23 protein-coding genes are annotated in these 26,469 nt (G+C 62.0%); 17 read left to right on the top strand and 6 right to left on the bottom strand.

Features of this window, described 5'->3' with window-relative positions:
• Nucleotides 1-75 precede the first annotated feature (75 nt).
• The gene (gene serA, locus JH15_RS13015; RefSeq protein ID WP_043531036.1) at nucleotides 76-1,326 is read right to left on the bottom strand and encodes a phosphoglycerate dehydrogenase; all 1,251 of its coding nucleotides are present in this window, start codon (nucleotides 1,324-1,326) and stop codon (nucleotides 76-78) included.
• A 269-nt stretch (nucleotides 1,327-1,595) separates the two neighbouring features.
• On the opposite strand from serA, the gene JH15_RS13010 reads away from it, so the two are divergent.
• The 4 genes from JH15_RS13010 to djlA are packed head-to-tail and all read left to right on the top strand — an operon-like array spanning nucleotide 1,596 to nucleotide 5,507.
• A complete protein-coding gene (locus tag JH15_RS13010; RefSeq protein ID WP_052384115.1) occupies nucleotides 1,596-1,877 on the top strand; it encodes an exodeoxyribonuclease VII small subunit in 282 nt (93 codons plus the stop codon).
• Entirely contained in the window at nucleotides 1,867-2,757 is an 891-nt protein-coding gene (ispA, locus tag JH15_RS13005; RefSeq protein ID WP_052384114.1) for a (2E,6E)-farnesyl diphosphate synthase, read from the top strand. The genes JH15_RS13010 and ispA overlap by 11 nt, the downstream gene beginning before the upstream one ends.
• A gap of 30 nt (nucleotides 2,758-2,787) precedes the next feature.
• Nucleotides 2,788-4,731 (top strand): 1-deoxy-D-xylulose-5-phosphate synthase, encoded by a 1,944-nt coding sequence (gene dxs, locus JH15_RS13000; RefSeq protein ID WP_043531034.1) that lies wholly within the window; start codon nucleotides 2,788-2,790, stop codon nucleotides 4,729-4,731.
• Nucleotides 4,728-5,507, top strand: coding sequence for a co-chaperone DjlA (gene djlA, locus JH15_RS12995; protein WP_043531032.1), 780 nt, complete (start codon nucleotides 4,728-4,730; stop codon nucleotides 5,505-5,507). The genes dxs and djlA overlap by 4 nt, the downstream gene beginning before the upstream one ends.
• On the opposite strand, the gene trhA is transcribed toward djlA, so the two are convergent.
• Together trhA and ribA are read right to left on the bottom strand one after the other, a co-directional pair.
• Nucleotides 5,500-6,189: a PAQR family membrane homeostasis protein TrhA gene (gene trhA / locus JH15_RS12990; protein WP_052384113.1), complete on the bottom strand. Its 690-nt coding sequence runs from the start codon at nucleotides 6,187-6,189 to the stop codon at nucleotides 5,500-5,502. The two genes, djlA and trhA, sit on opposite strands and share 8 nt — an antisense overlap.
• 74 nt (nucleotides 6,190-6,263) lie before the next feature.
• On the bottom strand, nucleotides 6,264-6,899 hold the full coding sequence (gene ribA, locus JH15_RS12985; RefSeq protein WP_043531030.1) for a GTP cyclohydrolase II: 636 nt from the start codon (nucleotides 6,897-6,899) through the stop codon (nucleotides 6,264-6,266).
• Nucleotides 6,900-7,108: 209 nt separating this feature from the next.
• Between ribA and hemE the strand changes: the two genes are divergently transcribed.
• From hemE to JH15_RS12955, 6 genes are all read left to right on the top strand, one after another.
• On the top strand, nucleotides 7,109-8,185 hold the full coding sequence (gene hemE, locus JH15_RS12980) for a uroporphyrinogen decarboxylase (RefSeq protein WP_043531669.1): 1,077 nt from the start codon (nucleotides 7,109-7,111) through the stop codon (nucleotides 8,183-8,185).
• On the top strand, nucleotides 8,178-8,561 hold the full coding sequence (locus JH15_RS12975) for a VanZ family protein (protein WP_043531028.1): 384 nt from the start codon (nucleotides 8,178-8,180) through the stop codon (nucleotides 8,559-8,561). The genes hemE and JH15_RS12975 overlap by 8 nt, the downstream gene beginning before the upstream one ends.
• 284 nt (nucleotides 8,562-8,845) lie before the next feature.
• Nucleotides 8,846-9,874: an amino acid ABC transporter substrate-binding protein gene (locus JH15_RS12970; protein WP_043531026.1), complete on the top strand. Its 1,029-nt coding sequence runs from the start codon at nucleotides 8,846-8,848 to the stop codon at nucleotides 9,872-9,874.
• A gap of 110 nt (nucleotides 9,875-9,984) precedes the next feature.
• A complete protein-coding gene (locus tag JH15_RS12965) occupies nucleotides 9,985-11,175 on the top strand; it encodes an amino acid ABC transporter permease (RefSeq protein ID WP_043531024.1) in 1,191 nt (396 codons plus the stop codon).
• Between the two features lie 9 nt (nucleotides 11,176-11,184).
• A complete protein-coding gene (locus JH15_RS12960; RefSeq protein WP_043531021.1) occupies nucleotides 11,185-12,285 on the top strand; it encodes an amino acid ABC transporter permease in 1,101 nt (366 codons plus the stop codon).
• Nucleotides 12,286-12,346: 61 nt separating this feature from the next.
• Nucleotides 12,347-13,075 (top strand): amino acid ABC transporter ATP-binding protein, encoded by a 729-nt coding sequence (locus JH15_RS12955; protein WP_043531667.1) that lies wholly within the window; start codon nucleotides 12,347-12,349, stop codon nucleotides 13,073-13,075.
• A gap of 113 nt (nucleotides 13,076-13,188) precedes the next feature.
• Here JH15_RS12955 and JH15_RS12950 read toward each other — a convergent pair whose 3' ends face one another.
• Nucleotides 13,189-13,671 (bottom strand): hypothetical protein, encoded by a 483-nt coding sequence (locus JH15_RS12950; RefSeq protein ID WP_043531019.1) that lies wholly within the window; start codon nucleotides 13,669-13,671, stop codon nucleotides 13,189-13,191.
• 353 nt (nucleotides 13,672-14,024) lie between these two features.
• Between JH15_RS12950 and fdhF the strand changes: the two genes are divergently transcribed.
• The 6 genes from fdhF (at nucleotide 14,025) to JH15_RS12920 (ending at nucleotide 24,124) form a co-directional block, all read left to right on the top strand.
• Entirely contained in the window at nucleotides 14,025-16,997 is a 2,973-nt protein-coding gene (gene fdhF / locus JH15_RS12945) for a formate dehydrogenase subunit alpha (protein WP_043531018.1), read from the top strand.
• Nucleotides 16,997-17,482 (top strand): helical membrane plugin domain-containing protein, encoded by a 486-nt coding sequence (locus tag JH15_RS12940; RefSeq protein WP_043531016.1) that lies wholly within the window; start codon nucleotides 16,997-16,999, stop codon nucleotides 17,480-17,482. The genes fdhF and JH15_RS12940 overlap by 1 nt, the downstream gene beginning before the upstream one ends.
• A gap of 166 nt (nucleotides 17,483-17,648) precedes the next feature.
• Nucleotides 17,649-18,071, top strand: a complete 423-nt coding sequence (locus tag JH15_RS12935; protein WP_043531014.1) for a host attachment protein — start codon at nucleotides 17,649-17,651, stop codon at nucleotides 18,069-18,071.
• Between the two features lie 180 nt (nucleotides 18,072-18,251).
• The gene (locus tag JH15_RS12930; RefSeq protein WP_052384112.1) at nucleotides 18,252-19,916 is read left to right on the top strand and encodes a methyl-accepting chemotaxis protein; all 1,665 of its coding nucleotides are present in this window, start codon (nucleotides 18,252-18,254) and stop codon (nucleotides 19,914-19,916) included.
• 199 nt (nucleotides 19,917-20,115) lie between these two features.
• Nucleotides 20,116-22,008, top strand: a complete 1,893-nt coding sequence (locus JH15_RS12925; protein WP_043531012.1) for a methyl-accepting chemotaxis protein — start codon at nucleotides 20,116-20,118, stop codon at nucleotides 22,006-22,008.
• Complete coding sequence (locus JH15_RS12920) at nucleotides 21,998-24,124, top strand: methyl-accepting chemotaxis protein (protein WP_043531010.1); 2,127 nt, start codon at nucleotides 21,998-22,000, stop codon at nucleotides 24,122-24,124. The genes JH15_RS12925 and JH15_RS12920 overlap by 11 nt, the downstream gene beginning before the upstream one ends.
• Nucleotides 24,125-24,183: 59 nt before the next feature.
• Here JH15_RS12920 and JH15_RS12915 read toward each other — a convergent pair whose 3' ends face one another.
• Entirely contained in the window at nucleotides 24,184-25,110 is a 927-nt protein-coding gene (locus JH15_RS12915; RefSeq protein WP_043531007.1) for a LysR family transcriptional regulator, read from the bottom strand.
• Between the two features lie 142 nt (nucleotides 25,111-25,252).
• Between JH15_RS12915 and JH15_RS12910 the strand changes: the two genes are divergently transcribed.
• The gene (locus JH15_RS12910) at nucleotides 25,253-26,029 is read left to right on the top strand and encodes a ferredoxin--NADP reductase (protein WP_043531005.1); all 777 of its coding nucleotides are present in this window, start codon (nucleotides 25,253-25,255) and stop codon (nucleotides 26,027-26,029) included.
• Nucleotides 26,030-26,115: 86 nt separating this feature from the next.
• Here JH15_RS12910 and glnK read toward each other — a convergent pair whose 3' ends face one another.
• Nucleotides 26,116-26,454 (bottom strand): P-II family nitrogen regulator, encoded by a 339-nt coding sequence (gene glnK, locus JH15_RS12905; RefSeq protein WP_043531003.1) that lies wholly within the window; start codon nucleotides 26,452-26,454, stop codon nucleotides 26,116-26,118.
• Nucleotides 26,455-26,469 lie beyond the last annotated feature (15 nt).

Raw genomic sequence — 26,469 nt, 5'->3', positions numbered from 1 at the left:
ATTTCGACGCGCATGATACACCAAGGCCCCGCGCCATGCAGCGTCGGGGCCTTGGTTCAGGCGGGTTGCCCTGGCTCACTCCTGGAAATTGGATTCCGAGTAGAGTGCACGCAGGCGCAGGGTATGGTCGACCTGCTTGAGCGCGGTCAGCGCTTGCGGGCCGTAGGCCTTGTCCACGTCGACCACCACGTAACCGACCTTCTCGTTGGTTTGCAGGTACTGTCCCGAGATATTGATGCCGTTCTCGGACAACACGCGGTTGATCTCGGAGAGCACCCCGGGCACGTTGTCGTGGATGTGCAGCAGGCGGTGCTTGTCCGGGTGGGCCGGCAGCGCCACTTCGGGAAAGTTGACCGAGGTGATGGTGGTGCCGTTGTCGGAGTACGTGATCAGCTTCTCGGAGACCTCGATGCCGATATTCTCCTGAGCCTCCAGCGTGGAGCCGCCGATATGCGGGGTGAGGATCACATTCGGGAGGCCGCGCAGCGGGCTCTCGAACTCCTCGCTGTTGCCCTTGGGCTCGACCGGGAAGACATCGATGGCCGCGCCCAGCAGCTTGCCGCTCTTGAGCGCTTCGGCCAGCGCCTCGATGACCACGACACTACCCCGTGACGCATTGATCAGGATGCCGCCCTGCTTCATCAGGGCGATCTGCTGCTCGCCGATCATCCAGCGGGTGGAGGGCATGTCGGGGACGTGAAGGCTGACGACATCCGCACGGGCCAGCAGCTCCTCGAGGCTCGCGACCTGGCGGGCATTGCCCATGCCGAGCTTGGTGACCACGTCGTAGTAGATGACATCGAGGCCGAGTGACTCGGCAAGCACCGAAAGTTGCGCGCCGATATTGCCGTAGCCGACGATGCCCAGCGTCTTGCCGCGTGCCTCGTGGGCATTCTTGGCCGACTTCAGCCAACCGCCCTGGTGGGCCCGGGTGCTCTTTTCCGGGATGCCCCGCAGCAACATGATGGCTTCAGCCAGCACCAGCTCGGCGACCGAGCGGGTGTTCGAATAAGGCGCATTGAACACCGGGATGCCCCGGGAAAGGGCCGCCTGGAGATCGACCTGGTTGGTACCGATGCAGAAGCAGCCTACTGCGGTCAGCTTCTCGGCGGCATCGAAGACGCGCTCGGTGAGCTGGGTGCGCGAGCGAATACCGAGGAAGTGGACGTCGCGGATCTTTTCGATCAGCGATTCCTCATCCAGCGAAGTCGCCAGATGCTCGATATTTGTATACCCGGCGTTAAGAAAGTTGTCCACCGCGCTCTGGTGGACGCCCTCGAGTAGCAGGATCTTGATCTTGCTCTTGTCCAGGGACGTTTTGGCCATCGTCGATTCAACCCTTTCCGCGGCAGGCGCCGCAAGCTGTCAGTGTGGTGTGAAACGGGCACTATCCTACCATAACCCCGGGCGATGCCAGTCTTGTCGGGGATGAAAATGCACGGGCAAGAACATGAGCGGCGCTCATGTTGCCAAGGCATGGGGGAAGACGCGCCTCGGGGAAGAGCGTGTATACTGGGGGCTCGAATTTCCGGCGGGCACGGCGCGTAGTCGGTAGGAGTAGACTGCCGTGCGACTGCAAGACGAGCGAGAACCCCATGGCTGACAAGGAACTGCCGTCCTCCGAACGGGAGGCCCCCCAGGATTTCGCCACGACGCTCGAGCGACTGGAGACGCTGGTCCAGCGACTCGAGGCCGGCGACCTGTCGCTGGAGGATTCGCTGGCCGCCTTCGAGCAGGGCGTGACCCTGACTCGCGACGCCCAGCGACGCCTGGACGCGGCTGAGCTCAAGGTTCGCGCCCTGGTCGATCAGCCCGACGACACCCTGCGTGAACGTCCCTTTTCCGCCTCCGAGACGGGGGGCGGCGGTGAGCGCTGAATCCACATCGCTGGAAGGGCGGCTGGCCCGCGACCGGGAGCGCATCGATGCTTGGCTGGAGCGGCTTTTCACGCAACGCCAGCCTGCGTCGCCGCGACTCGAGGCGGCCATGCGCCACGGCGTGCTGGGCGGCGGCAAGCGCCTGCGCCCGGTACTGGTCTATGCTACCGGCCATGCCCTGGGGGCTGACGATACCCTGCTCGATGCGCCGGCCGCGGCTGTCGAACTGATCCATGCCTACTCGCTGGTGCACGATGACCTGCCGGCCATGGACGATGACGACCTGCGGCGTGGCCAGCCGACGGTACACAAGGCCTTCGACGAAGCCACGGCGATTCTTGCCGGCGATGCCCTGCAGACTCTCGCATTCGAAGTCCTGGCAGCCCTCGATCATCCGCGCCTGGCGGCACTGATACGTACGTTGGCTGCAGCTTCGGGGCGAGACGGCATGGCGGCCGGGCAGGCACTGGACCTGGATGCCGTTGGTGGCCATCCTGATGCTGAATCCTTGGCGACCATGCATCACCACAAGACAGGCGCCCTGATCCGCGCCGCGGTGGGCCTGGGCGCACGGGTGGCTCTGCCTGAAGACGACGCGCGGCTCGGCGCCCTGGATCGCTATGCTCAGGCCATTGGCCTGGCGTTCCAGATACAGGACGATATTCTCGACGTGACCGGTGATGCGGCAACACTTGGCAAGGCTTCCGGCGCCGATGCGGCCCGCGACAAGCCGACCTACCCGGCCCTGCTCGGGCTCGACGGTGCGCGTGCCAAGGCCGCTGCCCTGCTCGACGACGCTCTGACGGCGCTCGAGCCGCTAGGCGAGGCGGGCGCGCCCTTGGCCCAACTGGCCCGATACATGATCGAGCGTGACCACTGATCGCTGTGCTCAACGGACAAAGATGACTTCATGAAGCTGTTCGACGAAATCCCCGCCGAGCGTCCGGCGACACCGTTGCTCGATACGCTGGAGACGCCGTCCGCCCTGCGCGCGATGAACCAGGCCCAGCTGGCCCAGCTGGCCGACGAACTTCGCGCGTATCTACTCTATAGCGTTGGCTGTAGCGGCGGTCATTTCGGGGCCGGTCTCGGCGTGGTCGAGCTGACCGTGGCCCTTCACCATGCCCTCGAAACGCCCCATGATCGGCTGGTGTGGGATGTAGGTCATCAGGCCTACCCCCACAAGATATTGACCGGGCGTCGCGAGCAGATGCCAAGCATTCGTCAGTATGGCGGTCTCGCGGCCTTTCCCCGGCGTGCCGAATCGGAATTCGATACCTTCGGCGTGGGCCATTCCAGCACCTCGATCTCCGCGGCCCTCGGCATGGCCCTTGCCGCCCGCACCCGGGACGAGAAGCGGCGGGTATGCGCGGTGATTGGCGATGGCGCGCTGACTGCCGGCATGGCGTTCGAGGCGCTGGCGCATGCCGGCCACGTCGATGCCAACCTGCTGGTCGTGCTCAACGACAATGAAATGTCGATTTCCGAGAACGTCGGTGGCATGGCGACCTACCTGGCGCGCATTCTGACCAGCAAGCCCTATACCTTGATGCGTGAGAACGGCAAGCGGGTCCTGTCGCGACTGCCCGGCGCGCTGGAGCTCGCTCGGCGCACCGAGGAGCACATGAAGGGCATGGTCAGCCCGGCGACGCTGTTCGAGGAGATGGGCTTCAACTATATCGGGCCCATCGACGGCCATGATCTGCCGGAGCTGGCGCACACCCTGCGCAACATGCGCGATCTCGACGGGCCGCAATTTCTTCACATCAAGACCCGCAAGGGGCGAGGCTTCCAGCCTGCCGAAGCCGACCCCATCGGCTACCACGCCATCACCAAGCTGGAAAAGGCCGCGCCGGCACCGCCGCCGAAGATCGATCCGCAACTGCCCCCAGCCGCACCCGACAGCCCCTTGCCCCCGGCCCCGCGCAAGTATTGCAACGTCTTCGGTGACTGGCTGTGCGACATGGCAGCGGCCGACCCGCGCCTGATTGGTATCACGCCGGCCATGCGCGAAGGCTCGGACCTGATCCGTTTCTCAAGGGAGTACCCCGAACGCTACTACGATGTGGCGATCGCCGAGCAGCATGCCGTGACGCTGGCGGCCGGCCTGGCCTGCGAGGCCATGAAACCGGTGGTGGCCATCTATTCGACGTTTCTCCAGCGCGGCTACGACCAGCTGATACACGACGTGGCGGTGCAGGGGCTCGACGTGACCTTCGCCATCGACCGCGCCGGCCTGGTCGGCGAAGACGGCCCGACTCACCACGGCGCACTCGATCTTTCCTTCCTGCGCTGCGTTCCCGGCATGGTCCTCATGGCGCCGGCCGACGAAGCCGAATGCCGGGCGATGCTGACCACGGCCTATCACTATCCGGGGCCGGCCGCGGTTCGTTATCCCCGGGGAACCGGACCGGGCACGCCCATCCCCGAGACACTCGAAACGCTCAAGGTAGGTGAGGCCGAGATGCGCCGCCGCGGCTCGCGTGTGGCCCTGCTCGCCTTCGGCAGTCTCAACACCCCGGCCGCGGATGTGGCCGAGCGGCTCGATGCCAGTCATCTCAATATGCGTTCGATTAAGCCGCTGGACCGCGAAGCGATCCTGACGGCAGCGCGCGAGCACGAACTGCTCGTGACCTTGGAGGAGAACGTCGTGGCGGGCGGGGCCGGCAGCGCCGTCAACGAACTGCTGGCCGCCGAGGGTGTCCAGGTCGCGATACTCAACCTGGGGCTGCCCGATGCGTTCGTCGAGCATGGCAAGCCGGGCGAGCTATTGTCGGAATGTGGGTTGGACGCCGAGGGAATAGAAGCCTCCATCCGCCAGCGACTCGATGTTCGACAAAAGGAAAGCACATGATCATAGCGACACTCATCGGTGCACTCATCGGCTACTTGATCGGTGACTTCCTGGGCATGCTGGTGGGTGCGGCACTGGCTTACTGGGGTGCGCGTCGCCTCATGCGCAATAGCCTGCTGGCCAAGATGGCGAGTGTGCAGACGCAATTCCTGGATTCGACCTTTGCGGTCATGGGGTGCCTGTGCAAGGCCGATGGCCAGGTGACCGAGAATGAGTTGAACGTGTCCCGGCAGGTGTGGGATCGCTTGCGCCTGAACGAAGCGCAGCGTGCCCAGGCTCGGGCATCCTTCAACCGAGGTAAGGCGCCGGATTTCGATCTCGATACCGAACTCGCCACCGTGCGACGTATCGCCGGTGGCCAACGTGCGCTATTGGCCATCTTCCTGCAGGTGCAGCTTTCGGCTATTGCTGCCGACGGGGTCATGCATCCCGAAGAGCATGCCATGTTGCTGCGTATTGCGCGGGGCCTGGGCATGTCCGAGGCGGAAATCGCCCGCATCGAGGCCATGCTGTCCGGCGCGGGTAGCCAGGCACCGGGCGCTTCCTCCGGTCAGTCGCTGGAAGAGGCCTATCGGGTGTTGGGCGTTGAAGCCAGCGCCAGCGATAGCGAGATCAAGCGAGCCTACCGCCGACTCATGAGCGAGAATCACCCCGACAAACTGGCGAGCAAAGGTTTGCCGGAGAGCATGCGCGAGATGGCCAAGGAGCGTACCAGCGAGATCAGCAACGCCTACGATCTGATCAAGAAGACCCGCGATCGTCAGGGCGCTAGCTGAGCGGCGACGGCAGCACGGCGGTGTATACCGCGAAATAGTGGCAAATACTGCCCCCCAGCACGAACAGGTGCCAGATGGCATGATTGTAGGGGATGGCACGTATGGCAAAGAACACCACCCCCAGCGTGTACGAGAGTCCGCCGGCCACGAGCAGGATCAGGCCGGTCGAGGAGAGGTGCTCCACCATTTCATCCCCTGCCAGTACGATCAGCCAGCCCATCACCAGATAGACCGTCACCCGAAGCACGCCGAACCGATGTGGCCAGGCCAGCTTCAAGGCTATGCCACCCAGTGCCAGGCCCCACACCAGGGCGAACAGGGTCCAGCCTGTCGGGCCGCGCAGGTTGACCAGCAGAAAGGGCGTATAGGTGCCGGCGATCAGCAGGTAGATGGCGCAGTGATCGCAAAGCTGGAAGAAGCGCTTGAGGTCGGGTCGGCTGACGCTGTGATAACACGTGGACGCGGTATACAGCAGCACCAAGCTAAGACCATACAGCGAGATACTGGCGATTTTCCACGGATCAGTATGAGTGGCGAGACTCGCCAGCACGATCAATAGGATCATCCCGACCAGGCTGAGCACCGCACCGATCGCGTGACTGATACTGTGCAGGGCCTCCTCGAAACTGCTGAAGGGCATGTCAGCCCGGGCGTGACGAGGGGACTGCGGCGATTCTGTCATGGGCGACTCTCTGCGATTTCAATTGAGACGTCTATGAGACAGAGTAGTTCACTTCGAGCGAGTCAACGAAGCGGTCAGGGCTTGCGCGTGGTGTCCACATCCGAGGCCTGGGTGAAGTCTCCCAGCGCCATCATGTGGCCCAGCTTACCGGCCTTGGTGGCCAGGTATTGCTCATTATGCGGGTTGAGGCCGGTGGTGATCGGCAGCCGCTCGGCAACGGTCACGCCATCGCGTGTCAGGGCATCGACCTTGCGAGGATTGTTGGTCATCAACCTGAGTCCGCGGACCCCGAGATGCTCGAGCATCGGCACGCACAGGTCGTATCGGCGCATGTCGGCGCCGAAGCCCAACCGCTCATTGGCTTCTACCGTATCGGCCCCCTGATCCTGAAGATGGTAGGCACGAATCTTGTTGAGCAGGCCGATGCCCCGCCCTTCCTGGCGAAGATAGAGCAACACGCCACGCCCTTCATCGGCTATACGCTTGAGCGCCTCCTGAAGCTGGTAGCCGCAATCGCAGCGCATCGAAAACAGCGCATCCCCCGTCAGGCATTCCGAATGCACGCGCCCCAGCACCGGCTCGCCATCGGCGATGTCGCCCAGGGTCAGCGCAATATGGTCCTTACCCGTGGCGTCGTCCTCGAAGCCGTGCATGGTGAACGTGGCCCAGGGGGTGGGTAACTGGGAAGCGGCGATGAATCGGATCGTCACAGGATACCTCGGTGGTGGTCGCGGCAAGCCGGCGAAGCGGCCCTATTCTATCAGTAACGCCTGTTGGGCTCACGGCGACGCGGAGAGGAATGATTCGATACAGGCGATGAATTATCTCTATAGATGGGGCAGATAGGCAGCTGAATCAAGCCGCCAACGTGATGTTTGGGTACAATGCCGGACAAATTCCCAAGCCGGTGACCTCCGACATGGAACTCAAGAACGATCGCTTTCTGCGTGCCTTGGCGCGCAAGCCCGTGGACCGCACTCCGGTGTGGATGATGCGCCAGGCTGGCCGTTATCTTCCCGAATACCGTGAAGTGCGCGGCCATGCCGGCAGCTTCATGGACCTGTGTCGCAATCGCGATCTGGCCTGTGAGGTCACCCTGCAGCCGCTCGAGCGTTACCCGCTCGATGCCGCCATCCTGTTTTCGGACATCCTGACCATTCCCGATGCCATGGGCCTGGGCCTGTACTTCGAGACGGGGGAGGGGCCCAAGTTCCGCAAGCCGGTACGCACGCCGGAGGAGGTCGCGGCGTTACAGGTGCCGGATGCCGAGCGCGACCTCGATTATGTCATGAACGCGGTGAGTACCATTCGTCGGGAACTCAATGGTCGAGTGCCGCTGATCGGTTTCTCCGGAAGCCCCTGGACGCTGGCGACCTACATGGTCGAGGGAGCCTCCAGCAAGGACTTCCGCCATGTGAAGACCATGCTCTACGACACGCCGGATGCCATGCACCAGTTGCTGGATCTACTGGCCCAGGCGGTCACCGATTACCTCAACGCGCAGATCCGTGCGGGTGCCCAGGCGGTACAGATCTTCGATACCTGGGGTGGCACCCTGTCCACCCCTGCCTATCTCGAATTTTCGCTGCGCTACATGGAGCAGATCGTCGCCGGGTTGATCCGTGAGCATGACGGGCGACGCGTGCCGGTGATCCTGTTCACCAAGAATGGCGGGCAGTGGATCGAACATATTGCCAGCGCCGGTCCCGATGCTGTTGGCCTGGACTGGACGACGGAAATGTCCCAGGCACGGGCCCAGGTCGGTCACCGGGTTGCCCTGCAAGGCAATCTCGACCCCAACGTGCTGTTTGCCAAACCTTCGGCGATCCGTGCCGAGGTGGCCCGCATCCTCGACAGTTATGGCGAGGGGCCGGGTCATATCTTCAACCTGGGTCACGGCATCAGTCAGTTCACCGATCCGGACCATGTGACCGCGTTCATGGACGCGCTGCATGAGTTGAGCCCGGCCTACCACCGTCGAATCCAGAATGTCTGAGCCCTCCTGGCTCAGGCGCTGGCATGAGCGTCGCTGGCTATGGGCATTACTGGCCCTGTCGGCGGCGCTTGTGATCGCGCTGGGTAGCCTGACCCCCGGCGACCAGATGCCCAGCCAATTGCCATGGGACAAGCTCAACCACTTCCTGGGCTACGCCGGACTGGCCGGCCTGCTGGGATTGGCCGGCCTGCGTCTGGGCGTGGCGTTTCTGGCAGCGGCGGCGTACGGGCTGGGCATAGAATACTTGCAGCTCCTCGTTCCCGGGCGTAGTGGCGGCGACGGCTGGGATATCCTGGCCAATGCCCTGGGGGCATTTACCGGTGCCGGCTTCGTTTTCCTTTTTCGCCAGTTTTTTCTGCGTCAACGCTCCCCTTGATACCTCGTCAGGGCCTGCTCGCAGTGTCATTGCGTTGAAAGGGGGCAAAGTTCGAGCGCTTGTTTGAATTTTGCCTCTCTTTGGTGCGATATCCCTCACTAATCTCGCTAACTACACGCTGCTTGAACGGTATGAGAGGCCTGGTTCCCGGCTTTTTAATGCACTTGGTGCGTTGAATCAGGGTTTTCGCCCCTCTATCCCGAAGATGGAACACTCTTTGCTAAGGTGCTGGCACATGCACACGCATGCTCCAAGAATTCCAAAACCATCTGAGGGAACTCTTCATGTCACACAAGAACAACAAGTTTGCACTGCTGACGGCCGCAACCGGTCTGGCCCTGGCCACTACCGCTGCTGCCCAGGCCGCTACCCTGGAAGATACCCGCGCGCAGGGCGTCGTCCAGTGTGGCGTCAGTGACGGTCTGCCGGGTTTCTCCTCACCCAACGATCAGGGTGAATGGCAGGGCATCGACGTCGATGTCTGCCGTGCCGTGGCTGCCGCCGTCTTTGGCGACTCGGAAGCGGTACGCTACGTTCCGCTCAACGCCGTCGAGCGGTTCACCGCACTCCAGTCCGGCGAAGTCGACGTGCTGTCACGTAATACCACCTGGACCACCACCCGCGACACCACGTTGGGCCTGAACTTTACCGGCGTGACCTTCTACGATGGCATCGGCTTCCTGGTCAACAAGGACCTTGGACTTTCCAGTGCCAAGGAGCTCGATGGCGCTGCGATCTGCGTTCAGGCTGGTACCACGACCGAACTCAACGTGGCCGATTACTTCCGGGCCAACGGCATGCAATTCGACCCGATCGTCTTCGATACCTCCGAGCAGACCGTGGGTGGCTTCCAGGCCGGCCGTTGCGACGTGTTGACCTCCGATACGTCCCAGCTGGCTGCGCTACGCATTCAGCTCGAAAACCCCGACAGTGCCGTAGTTCTGCCTGAAGTCATTTCCAAGGAGCCGCTGGGTCCGGTGGTGCGCCAAGGCGACGATCAGTGGTTCAACATCGTCAAGTGGTCGCTGTTTGCCATGCTCAACGCCGAAGAGATGGGCATCAGCAGTGACAATGTCGATGACATGCTTTCCTCCGACAACCCCGATATCGCCCGCCTGCTGGGCCAGGATGGCAACTACGGCGAAGCCATGGGTCTCGAGGCTGATTGGGCCTATAACATCATCAGCCAGGTCGGCAACTACGGTCAGGTTTTCGACCGTAACGTGGGCATGGATTCACCGCTGCAGATCGAGCGTGGGATCAACGAGCTGTGGACCAACGGTGGCATTCATTACGCACCGCCGGTTCGTTAAACGTCTCGCCTGAAGGCTCCGGCATCCGCCGGAGCCCTGTTTCGGTGCAGGGCCGGAAGATCCCGGCCCTGCACGCGGTAGCTATCTGACTCCTGGCGGGGACGTAACCCATGTCTGTACCATCAAAGGCTCCCTTGCGGCGCCCCAAGCCTCCGTTCTGGCGTGATCCCGCCAAGCGTGCCCTGACCTTCCAGATCCTGTTGATGATCGGTGTAGCGATCTTCCTGCTGGGGATCGTCAACAACACTCAGGACAACCTGGCGGCACGTGGCATCACGACCGGCTTCGGCTTTCTAACCAATACTGCAGGCTTCGGTATCGTCCAGAGCCTGATCGATTACTCTTCGGAAAGCAGCTACGGTCGCACGTTCCTGGTGGGCCTGCTCAATACGCTGATCGTTTCGGCGCTCGGGGTACTGGCGGCCACGATCATCGGCTTCGTCGTGGGTATCGCACGTCTGTCACCCAACTGGCTGATCGCTCGGCTCGCGACGTGCTACATCGAGATATTTCGCAATATCCCTCTGCTGTTGCAGATTTTCTTCTGGTATTTCGCGGTGCTGCGGACCATGCCCAGCGCACGCGAGAGCATGTCCCTCGGCGAGGTGATCTTCCTCAACGTGCGCGGGCTCTACCTGCCCGAACCGCAGTTCCTTTCGGGGTTTGGACTGATTCCCGCGGCCTTCGTCATTGCCGTGGTGGCGAGTATTGCCTTCGCTCTCTGGAATAAGCGCCGGCAAGAGGCGACCGGCAAGCGACTGCCCGCCGGCTGGATCAGTCTCGCGCTGATTCTCGGTCTGCCGTTACTGGTATTGCTCGTGACTGGGGTGCCGGTGACCTGGGACGTGCCGGCCTTGAGTGGCTTCAATTTCCGCGGCGGGATCACGGTCATCCCTGAATTCCTGGCACTGTGGCTGGCGCTATCGATCTATACCGCCTCGTTCATTGCCGAGATCGTGCGTTCGGGCATTCAGGCCATTTCCCATGGCCAGACCGAAGCCGCCCAGGCACTCAGCCTGCCGCAGGGCCTGATCCTGCGGCTGGTCATCGTGCCCCAGGCCATGCGCGTGATCATCCCACCGCTGACCAGCCAGTACCTCAACCTGATCAAGAACTCCTCGCTGGCCACAGCCATCGGCTATCCCGACCTGGTGTCGGTGTTCGCCGGTACCACGCTCAACCAGACCGGCCAGGCGATCGAGGTCATTGCCATGACCATGGCGGTCTACCTGACCATCAGCTTGCTGGTATCGACGTTCATGAACTGGTTCAACGCCCGTGTGGCGCTGGTGGAACGCTAGGAGAGCGTCATGATTCATAATCGAACCGTGATCGAGGCGCGACCGGCGCCGACCCATACCATCGGCCCTGTCGCCTGGTTGCGCGCCAACCTGTTCAGTGGCCCGATCAACACGATCCTCAGCCTGGCGGCTATCTACCTGTTGGTCTCGCTGCTGGTACCGACGATTCAGTGGGCCTTCATCGATGCCGATTGGGTGGGTACCAGCCGGGACGACTGCTCCCGCGAGGGGGCCTGCTGGGTATTCATCAATGCCCGTATCGGCCAGTTCATCTACGGGCTCTATCCGCGCCATGAGATCTGGCGAGTCAACGTGACCTTCGGCCTGTTTGCCGTGCTGATCGCCTGGTTGGCCATCCCGCGGCTGCCTCTCAAGCGCTGGGTAGCCGTCGCGACCCTGGTGGTGTTTCCCTTCGTCGCTTTCGCCCTGTTGTATGGCGGACGCTTCGGACTGCCCGTGGTCGAGACGCACCGCTGGGGCGGGCTGATGCTGACGCTGGTGCTGGCCGTGGTGGGGATGGTCGCGGCGCTGCCCATCGGGACACTGCTGGCGCTGGGGCGTCGCTCGAAGATGCCCATCGTCAAGAGCTTCAGCGTGATCTTCATCGAGTTCTGGCGAGGCGTTCCGCTGATTACGGTGCTGTTCATGGCCTCGGTCATGCTGCCGTTGTTCCTGCCGACCGGCATGAACGTCGACCGCCTGGTTCGGGCCTTGATCGGTATCACCCTATTCCAGAGCGCCTACATGGCCGAGGTCATTCGGGGCGGGTTGCAGGCGATTCCGCGGGGCCAGGAAGAGGCGGCTGCCGCCCTGGGCATGGGCTACTGGAAGCGCATGGGTCTGATCGTGCTTCCCCAGGCCCTGAAAATGATGATTCCAGGGATCGTCAACACCTTCATCTCGCTGTTCAAGGACACCACCCTGGTCATGATCATCGGCCTCTTCGACCTGCTGGGCATCGTACAGGCGGCACTGTCGGATTCCCGCTGGCTGGGCTTCTCGGTGGAAGGTTATGCCTTCGCCGCCCTGGTGTTCTGGATCTTCTGTTTCAGCATGTCGCGCTATAGCCAGTATCTCGAGCGGAAGCTGCACACCGGCCATAAGCGCTGAGCACGCAAGGATAAACATAATGAGTGAACAAGCGATTTCCCAGTCCAACGCGACGACACCGATGGTCGAGATGCGAGGCGTCAACAAGTGGTACGGGGACTTCCACGTACTGCGCGACATCAACCTCTCGGTGAAGCGCGGCGAGCGGATCGTCATCTGTGGCCCGTCGGGCTCCGGCAAGTCGACCATGATCCGCTGCATCAATCACCTTGAGGAGCACCAGCAGGGCGAGATCGAGGTGGCGGGGCTAGCGCTGACCCAGGACGTCAAGCGCATCGAGGAGATCCGTCGTCATGTCGGCATGGTCTTCCAGCACTTCAATCTGTTCCCCCACCTGACGGTGCTCGAGAATTGTTGTCTGGCGCAGATGTGGGTGCAGAAGAAGCCGCGGCGAGAGGCCGAGCGAATGGCCATGCAATATCTCGAGCGGGTCAAGATCGCCGAGCAGGCACGCAAGTACCCGGGTCAGCTCTCCGGTGGGCAACAGCAGCGCGTGGCGATTGCGCGTTCGCTGTGCATGCATCCCGAAGTGATGCTGTTCGACGAGCCGACCTCGGCCCTTGATCCGGAAATGATCAAGGAGGTGCTGGATGTCATGGTCGAGCTCGCCGAAGAGGGCATGACCATGCTCTGTGTGACGCATGAAATGGGCTTCGCCAAGACCGTTGCCGATCGGGTGATCTTCATGGATCAGGGGCAGATCATCGAAGAGAATGCACCCGAACCGTTCTTCAACAATCCGCAGTCCGAGCGAACCCAGCTCTTCCTGAGCCAGATCCTAGGGCACTGAGTCCTGGCATCCTGTCGCTTGCGCGGTAAAACAAAAGCCCCGGCTCAAGTCCGGGGCTTTTGCATTGTGGATATCCCATCCAACGAGAGTGCAGGGCGAGTGAAGCCGTAACCTTACAGTTGCGGTTCCTGGCGAGTCGTCGTGCTGGTGAAGTCGAGCGTCGGCTCCGCTTTGTTTCGGCGGCGCATCATGGGAGTGGCCGGCTGGGTGACACGCGCTTCCCCCAGCACGGCATCGTCATCCTCGCGCCGTTGACCACTGATCCAGCTGTCCTGCGTGTCGTGGACGGCCGGGCGGCGATCGAAGGAGCGGGTGATGACCGCGCTGGGCGCAAAGCCGTCACGCTGGGCTGCCAGGTAGTGGGGGAGCAGCGCAAGTTCGACCACCAGGCGCAGGCCCGCCATGCCGAGCAGAGTAACAGCGATGCCGAGCACCAGGGGCGGCCAAGCCTCGGCCCAGGTCGTGTCGGCAAGCCATGGCGTGCGAGGAGCAAGCCAAGCCACTGCGACGACCAGCAGGGTAATTTGCAGCATCAGATGACAAGACAACAGGGTGCGTCGCGACAAGGGGCGACGCGGGAATAGGAACTGTCGCATATGAGGGGACCTCCCAGTGAGTCGGCACGAGCGATGCAGGCCGGTTGCGCCGACCTCCGTGCCGGCAAGGGCGATGCTAACAGGTTCTGGGGACAAGTGCGCCATCTCGCGTGAGGACGAAAAGCCGTGTGTCGCCGGGTAGCCTTGTGTGTCTTTTCGACCGTTCTGTATTGCCTTTCTTGCTCTTGAAACCTGACGTTTAGACAACCCACTGGCCTTTGACTAGGTTCAAGGGACACCGATGCCTCTCGTACCGGTACTCCCGTCATCGACGCGACGGACGCTTCGACTGCCAGGGAGACGTCTCGTGCCGGCAGTGTGTCGGTGCCCCAGAAAGCAATCAGGGATGACACATGAACAAGGCCTCCGACTGCACCATCGTCTATGACGGCAAGCGACTCTCCGGAAAGCAAGGCATGCCCCTGGTCGAGTTTCTCGAGACCCACGACATCGATCTGCCGCATGTCTGTTACCACCCGTCTCTCGGAGCGATCGAGACGTGCGATGCCTGCTGGGTCGAGGTCGACGGCGAACTCAAGCGAGGCTGTACCCTGCAGGCCAATGAGGGCCTGGAAGTATCGAGCCAACATGAAGGCGCTCGAGCCGCCCGTGAAGAGGGCATGGACCGTCTGCTCAGCAAACACGAGCTCTACTGCACGGTCTGCGAGAACAACAATGGGGATTGCACCCTGCATAACGCCATGGTGGATATGCAGATCCCCATTCAGCAGTATGAGTTCAAGGGCAAGCCGTACCCCAAGGACACCTCCAGCCCCTTTTATACCTACGACCCGGACCAATGCATCTTGTGTGGCCGCTGCGTCGAGGCCTGCCAGAACGTCGAGGTCAACGAGACCCTGACCATCGACTATGCCAGCGATAATCCACGCGTGCTGTGGGACGGCGGCAAGGAGATCAACGATTCCAGCTGCGTGCACTGCGGTCACTGTGTCACCGTCTGTCCCTGCAATGCGTTGATGGAAAACAGCATGAACACGCATGCGGGGCCGTTCACCGACATGCCTTGGTCGCTGAAGCGTCCCATGATCGAAGCGATCAAGGTATTGGAAACCACCACCGGGGCGACGCCGGTGTCGGGGCTGTCCGAGATGGATTCAGCCTGGCGTCAGCCGGGGCTCAAGAAGACCAAGACGGTATGTACCTACTGCGGTGTCGGCTGCTCGTTCGAGATGTGGACGCGCGATCGACACATCCTCAAGGTCCAGCCGACGCCGGACGCCCCCGCCAATGGCATCTCAACGTGCATCAAGGGCAAGTTCGCCTGGGACTTCGTCAACAGCGAGAAACGCCTGACCATGCCCTTGATCCGTGAGAACGGACGCTTCCGTGAAGCGGGGTGGGACGAGGCGCTGGACCTGGTGGCGCGGCGTCTGCTCAAGGTTCGTGACACTCATGGCCCGGATAGCCTGGGCTTCATCGGCTCGAGCAAGGGCAGTAACGAGCAGGCCTATCTGGTACAGAAGATTGCGCGGCTGATCATAGGGACGAACAGCGTAGACAATTCGTCGCGTTACTGCCAGAACCCGGCCACCAAGGGCCTGTTCCGTACCGTCGGCTACGGTGGGGATGCGGGAACGATCCAGGATATCGAGCGGGCCGAGGTGGTGGTGATCGTGGGCAGCAACACTGCCGAGAATCACCCGGTCATCGCCTCCAAGATCAAGGCGGCCCACAAGCTGCGCGGACAGAAACTGATTGTCGTTGATCCGCGCAAGCATGAAATGGCCGAGCGTGCCGATATCTTCCTGCGTCCCAACGCCAGCACCGATCTGGTCTGGGCTTCGGCACTGTCGCGTTACATGTTCGACAATGATCTTGCCGACATGCCCTTTCTCGAGAAATGGGTCAACGATGTCGCCGCGTACCGCGAATCCCTCGAGCCGTTCACCCTGGAGTATGCCGAGCGCATTACCGGTATCTCGCGCCAGGCATTGATCGACACCGCCGAGATGATCGGCCGTGCCGATAGCGTTTGCCTGCTGTGGGCCATGGGTATCACCCAGCACAGCCACGGTTCGGACATCAGCACCTCGCTCTCCAACCTGCTGCTGGTTACCGGCAACTATGGCAAGCCGGGCACCGGTGGTTACCCGATGCGCGGCCACAACAACGTGCAGGGGGCCAGTGACTTCGGCTGCCTGCGCAATATGTATCCCGGCTATGAGAAGGTCTCCGACCCCGAGGCGCGCAAGCGTTGGGCCAAGGGGTGGGGGGTCGATCCCGAGCAGCTCTCCGACAAGGTGGGCGAAGGCAACTTTCTGATGGTGCAGTCGGCAGAGAAGGGCAATATCAAGGCCATGTACGTCATCGGCGAGGAGACCGCCTTCTCCGATGCCAACACGCACAATGTGCACTCGGCCTTCGAGAATCTCGACTTCATGGTGGTGCAGGATGTCTTCCTGAGCCGCACTGCCGAGTTCGCCGATGTGGTCCTGCCCGCCTGTCCGAGCGTCGAGCAAGAGGGTACCTACGTCAATACCGAGCGGCGCATCCAGCGCGCCTACCAGGTGCTCGAACCGTTGGGCGATAGCCGCCCCGACTGGCGGATCCTGACTGACCTGGCGGCCCGCATGGGCTACGACTGGGGGTATACCCACCCGTCACAGATCATGGACGAGTGCGCGAGCATTGCACCGATGTTCGCCGGGGTCAGCTATGAGCGTCTGGAGGGCTGGAAGTCGCTTTCCTGGCCAGTCGCCGCGGATGGCACCGATTCGCCACTTCTCTATACCGATGGTTTTCCCAACCCCGATGGCAGGGCCAACCTTTACCCGCTCGAGTGGCAGGCACCGGAGGAAACCGTCGACGACGAGTACGATCTCATGCTCGACAATGGTCGTTTGCTGGAGCAATTCCAGGGCGCCAACCAGACCGGACGCTCTGCAGGCATCTGGGATCAGGTACCGCACGGCTTCATCGAGGTTAGCCCCGAGCTTGCTGCCGAACGCGGTATCGAGGAAGGCACATGGCTACGTGTGACTTCACGCCGCGACAGTATCGAGTTTCCGGCCGTCATTACCGACAGGGTGGCCGGGAAGACCTTGTTCATGCCGATTCACTTCGGCAAGCCGGGGGTCAATGCGCTGACTGGCGAGCATAACGATCCCGATGTGCAGACCCCGGCCTACAAGGAGACTGCGGTCAAGCTCGAGGTGCTCGACAAGCGTGGCGCCCCACCTCTACCCAGCACCAACTACCGTTTCGGGCGACGCACACCCAGCCGCGGTGTCGAGGTCGAGGTCAAGTGGGCCCGGGACGACTATCGGTTACCACCGCATACTCTAGCCAATCCGAGGAAGTTGTAATGGCCGAACGAATCTCGCACGACGTTACCCCACCGCGGATCGGGAAGACGGCCCGCGAGGAGCTCGACCAGCTCCTGGAGACGCTGCATGAGCATGGCGTGCTGCGCTTTACCAACGACCTGGTGGCGGCCAATCCCCAGGTCGCCAAGGTGCTAGTAGACGGCTTGTGCAAGCCAGGCACGCTCAATGCCATACAGAACGTGTCCGTATTGGCGATGATGCTTTCGGATATGCCTCCGGAGCGCTTCTACAAAGTGACCTTTGCGATCAAGGCGGCGCTCGACGCGGTCGGCCAGCATTCCCCGACACAGGAGGGCGGTTCGGCACCGGGGGTCAGTGGGGTCTACAAGATGCTCAACGACGACGCGTTGTGGCAGGCCATCCTGCCCTTGGTCGATGGTTTGAAGGCGTTCGCCGAACGCCTCGACAAGGATGTGGACATGCCCGTCTCCGATTACACGGGGAAAGCGACCGAAGGCCCTTGAGTGGATGGGGTGCTTGCAGGAGTTGAGACGTCGCCAGCTATGACCCATCCTGTAGGCAGAGACGTCAGGAGCGCCCGTGATACCGGGCGACCTGCAACGAAGGGAAGCGGATTCCGCCCTGAAGACTTCAGGGGAGTCACGAGACATCGACAGCAATGGAGGCAACATGACGACTTATATCGTGGTCAGCGATGCGGCTCGCGCGCGTGTTTTTGCCCAATCAGCAGGGGCGCTGCAGGAAGTGGATACCCTCGTCCATCCGGAGAGCCAGCGCCATGCAGGTGACCTGCGCACGGGGGGTAAAGGTGAAGTCGACCAGTCGGTCGGTGACGGCAGGAACCAGTCGGATGCTTCAGTCACGACCATGGAAAAACATTCCATGACGTTTGCCAAGGAAGTGGCCGACTACCTGTATCAGGCCCGGACCCAGCACAAGGCCGATGAGTTCGTGCTGGTCGCGGCACCCAAATTCCTGGGCGATCTGCGCGACAAGCTGGACAAGCCGACCCGGGACCTGGTGACCCGGGAGATCGACAAGGATCTGTCGAAGGCGAGCGAAACCCAGATTGCGGAAACCCTCAACCACTGAGCCAGCAATTTTCTGGTTACGATCAAGGACCGCCCCGTGCGGTCCTTGGTGTTTTTTAGATCCCGCTTCGTGCCCTGCATCGGCTCATCTCGCTGAAACCCTAAAGTCCAGGCCCTGAGTGCCGATAGTGCTGAGAAAGTACGATTCCAAGCACTCTCATCGCATAGGGGCAGATGGGCAATGAAGCACGTTTCAATCAAGTGGAGCCTGACGACAGCGCTATCGGCCCTGGTGCTGATGATTGGCCTGATCAGTGGACTGGGATTCTATGCCAATAATGCCAGCGAAACGGCATTGCGTGACCTGGCCGAAACCAATGTCCGTCTGACCAACCTGGCCAACCGTAGCCAGGTGAATGTGCTTCGGGCACAGACATTCCTGGATCGCTTCGCCAGCCTGAGTACCCAAGGTAACCCTGACAAGGGGCGCGAATATCAAGCCCTGGCTGTCGAGGCCTTGGCTGCCGCCAATGAACGCTTTGCCGACTTTCGTGCAGTCGAGATGACGGCGAACGATCCTCGCGCCGAATACGTCCAGGCCATCGTGACGGCCTATGATGCCTACGTCACCGAGGGCCTCGCGCCGCTCACCGAGGCTATCCCCTTCCAGATACAGCGCAGCCAGGAGCGATTGGCGGCGCTAGGTATCGAGCTCGATGCTGCCATGGAGAATTTCGTCGGGTTTACCGAGCAGCGTGGCACGGCCACCATCGAGCAGGTCGCCGATCTGGGTCGCTTCGTCGAGACCAGTGCCATTGTCCTGCTGGTCCTGTCCCTTCTGGCGGCCATCGCCGTGCGTATGGGCATGGTGCAGTGGGTAGTCAAGCCGCTCGAGGAAGCGGCCACTCATTTCGAGCGCATCGCCGAAGGCGACCTGACCGGGCATATCGATGATCGCGGCCGCAATGAAATCGGCCGACTGTTCGGAGCCTTGCATCGCATGCAGGACAAGCTCAAGGGGCTGGTCGTTTCGCTGCGCAGCAGCAGCGATGGCGTATTCACGGGAGCCGGTGAGATTGCCTCGGGTAGTCAGGATCTGTCATCGCGTACCGAAGAGCAGGCTTCGGCCTTGCAGGAAACGGCGACCAGCATGGAGCAGATGGCCGCGACCATCGTCAAGAACAGCGAGTCGGCGCTCGAAGCCGACCGGCTTTCGGCCAGTGCTTCGCAAGCGGCCGAAGCCGGGGGGGAGGAGGTCGAGCGGACCGTACAACTGATGCGCGAGATGGCGGAGCAGTCGCGCCGCATCAACGAGATCATCGGGGTCATCGACGGCATCGCCTTCCAGACCAATATCCTGGCCTTGAATGCGTCAGTCGAAGCTGCGCGGGCCGGTGAACACGGGCGAGGCTTTGCGGTAGTGGCCGAAGAAGTCCGGGCCTTGGCCAGCCGTAGCGCGGAGTCCGCCAAGGAAATCCGTGGCATGATCGAAGAGACCACATCACGCATCGTCAGTGGTGCGGAGCAGGCCGAGCGCAGCGGCCAGACGATAAGCGATACGGTCACTTCGATTCGCCAGGTGTCGGCCCTGATGGGGGAGATCTCCACGGCCACACAGGAACAGACCAGCGGTATCGAGCAGATCAATGTCGCTCTGACACAGATGGACTCGGTCACCCAGGAAAATGCTTCGCTGGTGGAACAGACCAGCGTCGCGGCAGCCTCGCTCGAAGCCCAGGCCAAGCAGCTGGCGCACCTGATTGCCACCTTCCGCGTCGAGGCTGGGGCCGCAGGCTCGGGGCGCCTCGCTCAGGCCGAGGCTGGCCAACCTGCACGAATCAAACAGCTTCCCGAAGGGAACGAAACCGTCGAGGAGCTGGCGCTTCCAGGCGCAGCGAAGGCCTGATTGCACAAGGGGCGGTGCGTGCGGTTTCGGAGCCAACAAGAGGCAATGCATGAATCGGCCCTTGTTGCTTTGATCCAGATCAGGAAGTCGGCAACGGCTCAAGTTTTAGAGGCCAGGGTCGATAGTAGAGCATTGTGCGTGCCCGTTTCATGGGGCACGCGGCGCAACTGCTCCATGATCCTGACCGAGACGCCCGCCGATGTTCGCTTCCCTGAAACGCCGCATACAGCTCGTCTGTGTAATCATTATCGCTCTGGCCATGTTGTTGGTGGCCGGGGTGAGCTACTTCACCGTCAAGTCGCACTTCGAAGCGGCTGTAGAAACGAACCTGCAGGGCGTAACGGCCAGTAGCGTAGCTGCTATCGAAGAGTGGGTAGCGTCTCGTTCCGTCATGCTCAGCGCAGCCAAGAATCAGCTTACCGAGCAGGGGGAAGTGGCGGTACTAAGCCAGTTAGCCGACTCTGGTGGTTTCCGCACTGCCTATGTGGGTTACGCTTCGGATGGTTCACTCAACACATCGGAAGGCTTCAGCCCCCCCGCAGGGTACGATGCGCGTCAGCGGCCTTGGTACCTGGCGGCTGCCCAGCAAGAGAGTGTCGCTGTCTCGGATCCATTCACCGATGCAAATACCGGACAGACCGTCGTGAGTCTTTCTCTGCGTATTATGGATCAAGGGCAGATGCGTGGCGTTATTGGCGGCAATATGACCATCGAAAACATCGTCGCCAATATCGAGAAGATTCAACCCACCCCTTCCAGCTTCGCTTTCCTGAGTTCGAATGGAACGCTAATCGCCCACCCTGATGGCGATCTCGCGGGTCAGCCGCTTTCAAGCCTTTCCCAGGAAATTAGCCCTGAGCGAATCGAGACATTGCTTTCTCTTGGCGAGGCCATGTCGCTACCTATTGAAGGAAGGGAGAAACAACTATCCCTGACGCCTATTCCTGGTACCGACTGGGAACTTGGCGTGGCACTCGATCGCCAGGAGGCCTATGCCGGCCTGAGGGCCATCATCGTGTCGGCCCTGGTCACGCTGCTTGTGGTCACCGGCATCGCCGCGGTGCTGCTCGGTGTGTTGCTGTCTCGTTCCTTGGGCGGCCTGGTACGTGCGCGTGATGCCATGGCAGACATCGCCAGTGGTAATGGCGATTTGACGCGCCGCCTGCCCGAAGATGGTCGCGATGAAGTGGCTCAGATCGCCTCTGCCTTCAATCGCTTCGTGGCCAAGATGGAACAGGTGATGTTGACCATCCGTGACAGCAGTGAAGCTGTTCGGGTCGCCGCCAGCGAGATTGCCAACGGTGGCCAGGACCTGTCGCGGCGTACTGAAACGGCGGCGGCGAGCCTGCAGCAGACCTCCGCCTCGATGGAAGAAATCACCAGTACCGTGGAGCATACCGCCGAATCGTCGCGTCAGGCCGATGGCTTATCGCAGTCGGCCTCCAGCGTGGCGGCCCGTGGCGGCGAGGTCGTGTCCCGCGTAGTGACCACCATGGACGAGATCAATGACTCGGCCCGTCGGATTGCCGAGATCGTTACATTGATGGATGGCATTGCCTTCCAGACCAACCTGTTGGCGCTCAACGCCTCGGTCGAAGCGGCACGTGCCGGTGAGCAGGGTCGCGGCTTCGCGGTGGTCGCCGGCGAAGTCCGCCAGCTGGCAGGCCGCTCCGCGGACGCCGCGCGTCAGATCCGCTCGCTGATCGATACCTCCGTATCACGGACCCAGGAAGGCGCCACGCTGGTACGCACCGCCGGTGCCACCATGGACGAAATCGTGGCGAGCATTACGCGCGTTGCCGACGTGTTGGGCGAAATCACCTCCGCCACCACCGAGCAGAGCGACGGCATCGGCCAGGTGAATGTCGCCGTTTCCGAGCTCGATCGCATGATTCAGGAGAATGCCGCCCTGGTCGAAGAGTCCACCACCGCCGCCGAGCAATTGAAGGATCAAGCCGACCGTCTGGCGGAAGCCGTTGGCGGTTTCACCCTGTCGCAATCGACAGCGCCCTCCGTCGCTGCCCCTCGCTTGACGACCTCCAGTAGCCATCGCTCCATCACTCGAAAGGAAGAGCCGGCCGATGCATTTTAAATCGATTCGTGGCGCCATCGTTAGCCTGGCCGGCGCCTGCCTACTGGTCGTCATCGCGGTGCTACTGGGTTACGCCGCCTACACCGCGTCGCAGACCCAGGCCACCATGGAGGCGCGAACCGAGGAGCTGCTTCGTCAGGCCATCGGCGAGCGCCTCGAGTCGCTGGGTGCCGCCCAGGTCGGTCAGATACAGCGACAGTTGGACAGGCCGATGACCGTGGCCGGCATGCTGGCCAAGACCAATGCCTTGATGGGCGAAACCGGGCCCAACGGTACACCGCAGATCTGGATGAACCGGGACGAACTGTCGAGCCTGGTCCGCGAGACCTTGGCGGTGCACCCCGAACTATTGGACGTCTATGTCGGCTGGGAGCCCAACGCGTTCGATGTCGACCGCTTCTTCACCGGTCGCGAGTCGGATGGCTATGAGGCTGACACCGGGCGCTTCATGCCCTGGTGGTATCGCAACACCTATGGCAGCCTCAGCGTGCTGCCCCTGGGCGAGACCCTGGAGAGCGAGGCGCTGCTGCCTAGTGGGATACGTGAAGGGGAGTACTACCTCTGCGTGCGTGAACGGCAAGCGCCCTGTGTCATCGATCCGGCCCGCTACGACTACGAGGGCGAAACCCGTCTGGTCACCTCCTTCAACGTGCCGATCATGGTCGAAGGGGAGTTCCGTGGCGTAGCGGGGGCCGATCTTGAGATAGGCTTCGTTCAGGACCTTCTCAATGCGGCCAACGCTGACCTGTACGACGGTGCCGGCAGCATGTCGCTGATTGCCGAGAGAGGGGGCCTGGTGGGCCATACGGCCGATGCCAGTCGTCTCGGCAGTTCGGCCGAGGACGTGTTCGACGCCGAGCGGCTTGCCGAGATTGCCGAACGGCAGGGTAACCAATCGCACCTAGAATGGGCGCCTGGGGCCGAGACCATCGCCTTCTATCAGCCCTTCGAGATCGGCGATACTGGCATTCAATGGACGCTGGTGATGACCTTGCCCGAAGCCGCGGTACTGGCCGACCTCCAGGCGTTTCAGGGGGAGCTTCGCAGCGACAACCAGGCCACCATGCTCGGCATGCTACTGCTTGGCCTGGCCATCGCCGCGATCGGTCTGCTGGCCATGGCCTGGGTGGGCGGGAGAATTTCTCGACCGCTCAAGGAGCTAGCATCGCGCATGCGAGAGATCGCGTCGGGCGATGGCGACTTGACCCAGCGTCTGCCGATCAAGACGCGCGATGAAAGCGCCGAACTGGCAATTCAGTTCAACGCCTTTGCCGACAAGATCCATGACGTGCTGGTCGAGGTACGTGCCAGTAGCGATGCAGTGAGCCTGGCCGCGACGGAAATTGCCAGCGGTGGCCAGGATTTGTCGCGACGCACCGAAATCGCGGCAGCCAGTCTTCAAGAGACCTCCGCCTCGATGGAGGAGATCACCAGTACCGTGGAGCACACCGCCGCGTCGGCGCGTGAAGCCAACGACCTGTCTCGTTCGGCATCGCAGGTGGCCGCCCGGGGCGGTGAGGTAGTCGCTCAGGTGGTATCGACCATGGACGACATCACGGCCTCATCGCGCCAGATCGGCGAGATCGTCGCGGTCATGGATGGCATCGCCTTCCAGACCAACTTGCTGGCGCTCAACGCCTCGGTGGAAGCCGCACGCGCCGGTGAGCAGGGGCGTGGCTTCGCCGTGGTCGCCGGTGAGGTTCGCCAGCTCGCCAGCCGCAGCGCCACTGCCGCCCGTGAAATTAAGGGGCTGATCGATACGTCGGGCGAGCGCGTACGTAGCGGGACACAGCTCGTGCGTGAGGCGGGCGAGACGATGGACGAAATCGTCGCCAGCGTGGCCCGTGTCTCGGATGTGCTTCGTGAAATCAGCGCCGCCGCCGGCGAGCAGAGCGACGGCATCGGGCAGGTCAATGTGGCCGTGGCCGAGATGGATCGCATGACCCAGGAGAACGCTGCCCTGGTCGAGGAGTCGAGTGCCGCAGCTGAGCAGCTCAAGAGCCAGTCGCGCCACCTCGCCGAGGTCATCGGCGGCTTTACCCTCGCCGATGCGGCGAGCGCGTCCTCCTTGCGCCTCTCATCGCCTGCCCCCCGGCGACTGCCCGAGCCTGCCTGAGGCTCGGAGTACCAAGCACACTGCCCGGCTTCGGCCGGGCAGTGTCGTTTCAGGCCGCTTCAGGAGACGTAGGGCAGTTCGATCTCGTCACTGCGGGTCACGCCCTCGGTCATTTGCCGGCACAGCCGCAGGAACTCGCGAATCCCGGTGGTCAAGTACTTGTGACGATGCCAGATGAATGAGAACTGGCGCTTCAGATCGAGCTCCGGGGTCTCGATGGGGACCAGGCTGCCGCGCCGGAAGGCATCGCGCAGGGCCAGGCGCGATACGCAACCGATCCCCAGCCCCGACTCCACGGCGCGCTTGATGCCTTCGGTATGTTCGAGCTCGAGCAGAATGTTGAAGCGTCCGCGTCGATGACGCGCCGCATGTTCCAGCGTCAGGCGTGTCCCCGAGCCCTGCTCGCGCATGATCCATGGGGCGCGGAGCAGACTGTCCATGTCCAGCGAGCCGGCATTGGCCAGGGGGTGCCGGGGAGAACAGAACACGACCAGTTCATCCTCGACCCACGGCTGGATGACCACATCCTCATGCTGGCAATCGCCCTCGATGAGACCCAGGTCAAGTTCGTGCAGCACGATACGGTCGATAATCGCCGAGGTATTGCGTACCTGGAGCCGTACCCGGCTGTCCGGGTGGCGTTGCAGGAAATCGCTGATCAGTAGCGTCGCCAAGTAGTTGCCGATGGTCAGGGTCGCGCCCACGTCCAGCGGGCCGATACCACGCTGGCCGCGCAGCATTTCCTCGACCTCCTCGGCGCGGTCGAGCAGGCCGACGGCCTTGGGCAGGATCTGGAAACCCAGGGCATTGAGCTTGAGCCGCTTGCCGACGCGGTCGAGCAACTGGCAATCGAACTGTCGCTCGAGCTCGGCCAGCGCCGTGCTGGTCGCCGACTGCGACAGGGCCAATGCCCGCGCCGCCCGAGACACACTCTCGAACTGGGCAACGGCGACGAAGACTTCCAATTGGCGAAGGGTATAGCGCACGGCAGGCTCTCCTGAACGATGTATCGGTATTATAGATAACCGTTATCCATACAATCCATTTAACAGATAGGTGGGGCCCGCTTAGAATTACCCCATAGCGATAACGTCGGTGTTATTCGACAACGGAATAAAGGAGTCGGTCGTGAGCAAGTTTGCCCTGGAAGAGGTACTTAGCGTCCATCACTGGAACGACAGCCTGTTCAGTTTTCGTACCACTCGCGAGCGCAGCTTGCGTTTCAAGAACGGCCAATTCGTGATGATCGGGCTCGAAGTCGAAGGCAAGCCGCTGATGCGGGCCTACTCGATTGCCAGCCCCAACTACGAGGATCATCTCGAGTTCTTCAGCATTAAGGTTCAGGATGGCCCGCTGACCTCACGTCTGCAGCACCTCAAAGTCGGCGACCAGATCATGGTCAGCCGCAAGCCCACCGGGACCCTGGTGACCGATGATCTGCTGCCGGGTCGCAACCTCTACATGCTGTCGACCGGTACCGGGCTCGCGCCGTTTTTAAGCCTGATCCAGGACCCCGAAGCCTATGAGCGCTTCGAGAAGATCGTGCTGGTGCATGGGGTGCGTACCGTCAGCGAACTGGCCTACGCCGATTTCATTACCCAGGAATTGCCGGCCCATGAATACCTGGGCGACGAAATCCGCGAGAAGCTCGTCTACTATCCCACCGTCACGCGGGAAGACTTCCATACTACCGGGCGCCTGACCGACCATATCCGGACGGGCAAGCTGTTCGATGACACCGGCCTGCCGGCAATCGATCCCAAGCAGGACCGCGCCATGATCTGTGGCAGCCCGGCGATGCTTGACGACACCAGCGGCCTGCTCGACGACCTGGGCTTCCAAATCTCGCCGCGCATGGGCGAGCCGGGCGACTACGTTATCGAGCGTGCCTTCGTCGAGAAATGAGTTTAGACGGCAAGCGATACCCCTGACGCAAGAGGCCCCACCGAATGGTGGGGCCTCTTGCGTTGCGGCTCGGCGCTCAGGCGGGGTTACACCGCGTCCTTTCCAGTTTCTCCGGTACGGATGCGAATGACCTGCTCCAGGGGCGAGACGAAGATCTTGCCATCGCCGATCTTGCCGGTATTGGCGACCTGGGTGATCGCGTCGATGACCTGTTCGGCCATGGCGTCGTCCACGGCGACCTCGAGCTTCACCTTGGGCAGGAAGTCGACCACGTATTCGGCACCGCGGTACAGCTCGGTATGCCCCTTCTGCCGCCCGAAACCCTTGACCTCGGTGACAGTAATCCCTTGAACGCCGATCTCGGAAAGCGATTCGCGAACGTCGTCGAGCTTGAACGGCTTGATGATGGCAGTCACCAGTTTCATGGTCATCTTTCCTCG

Source organism: Litchfieldella xinjiangensis (genome assembly GCF_000759345.1).
Lineage (GTDB): Bacteria > Pseudomonadota > Gammaproteobacteria > Pseudomonadales > Halomonadaceae > Litchfieldella_A > Litchfieldella_A xinjiangensis.
Note: the sequence above shows the minus strand (reverse complement) of the source record. Positions and strands in the feature narration are given on the sequence as shown.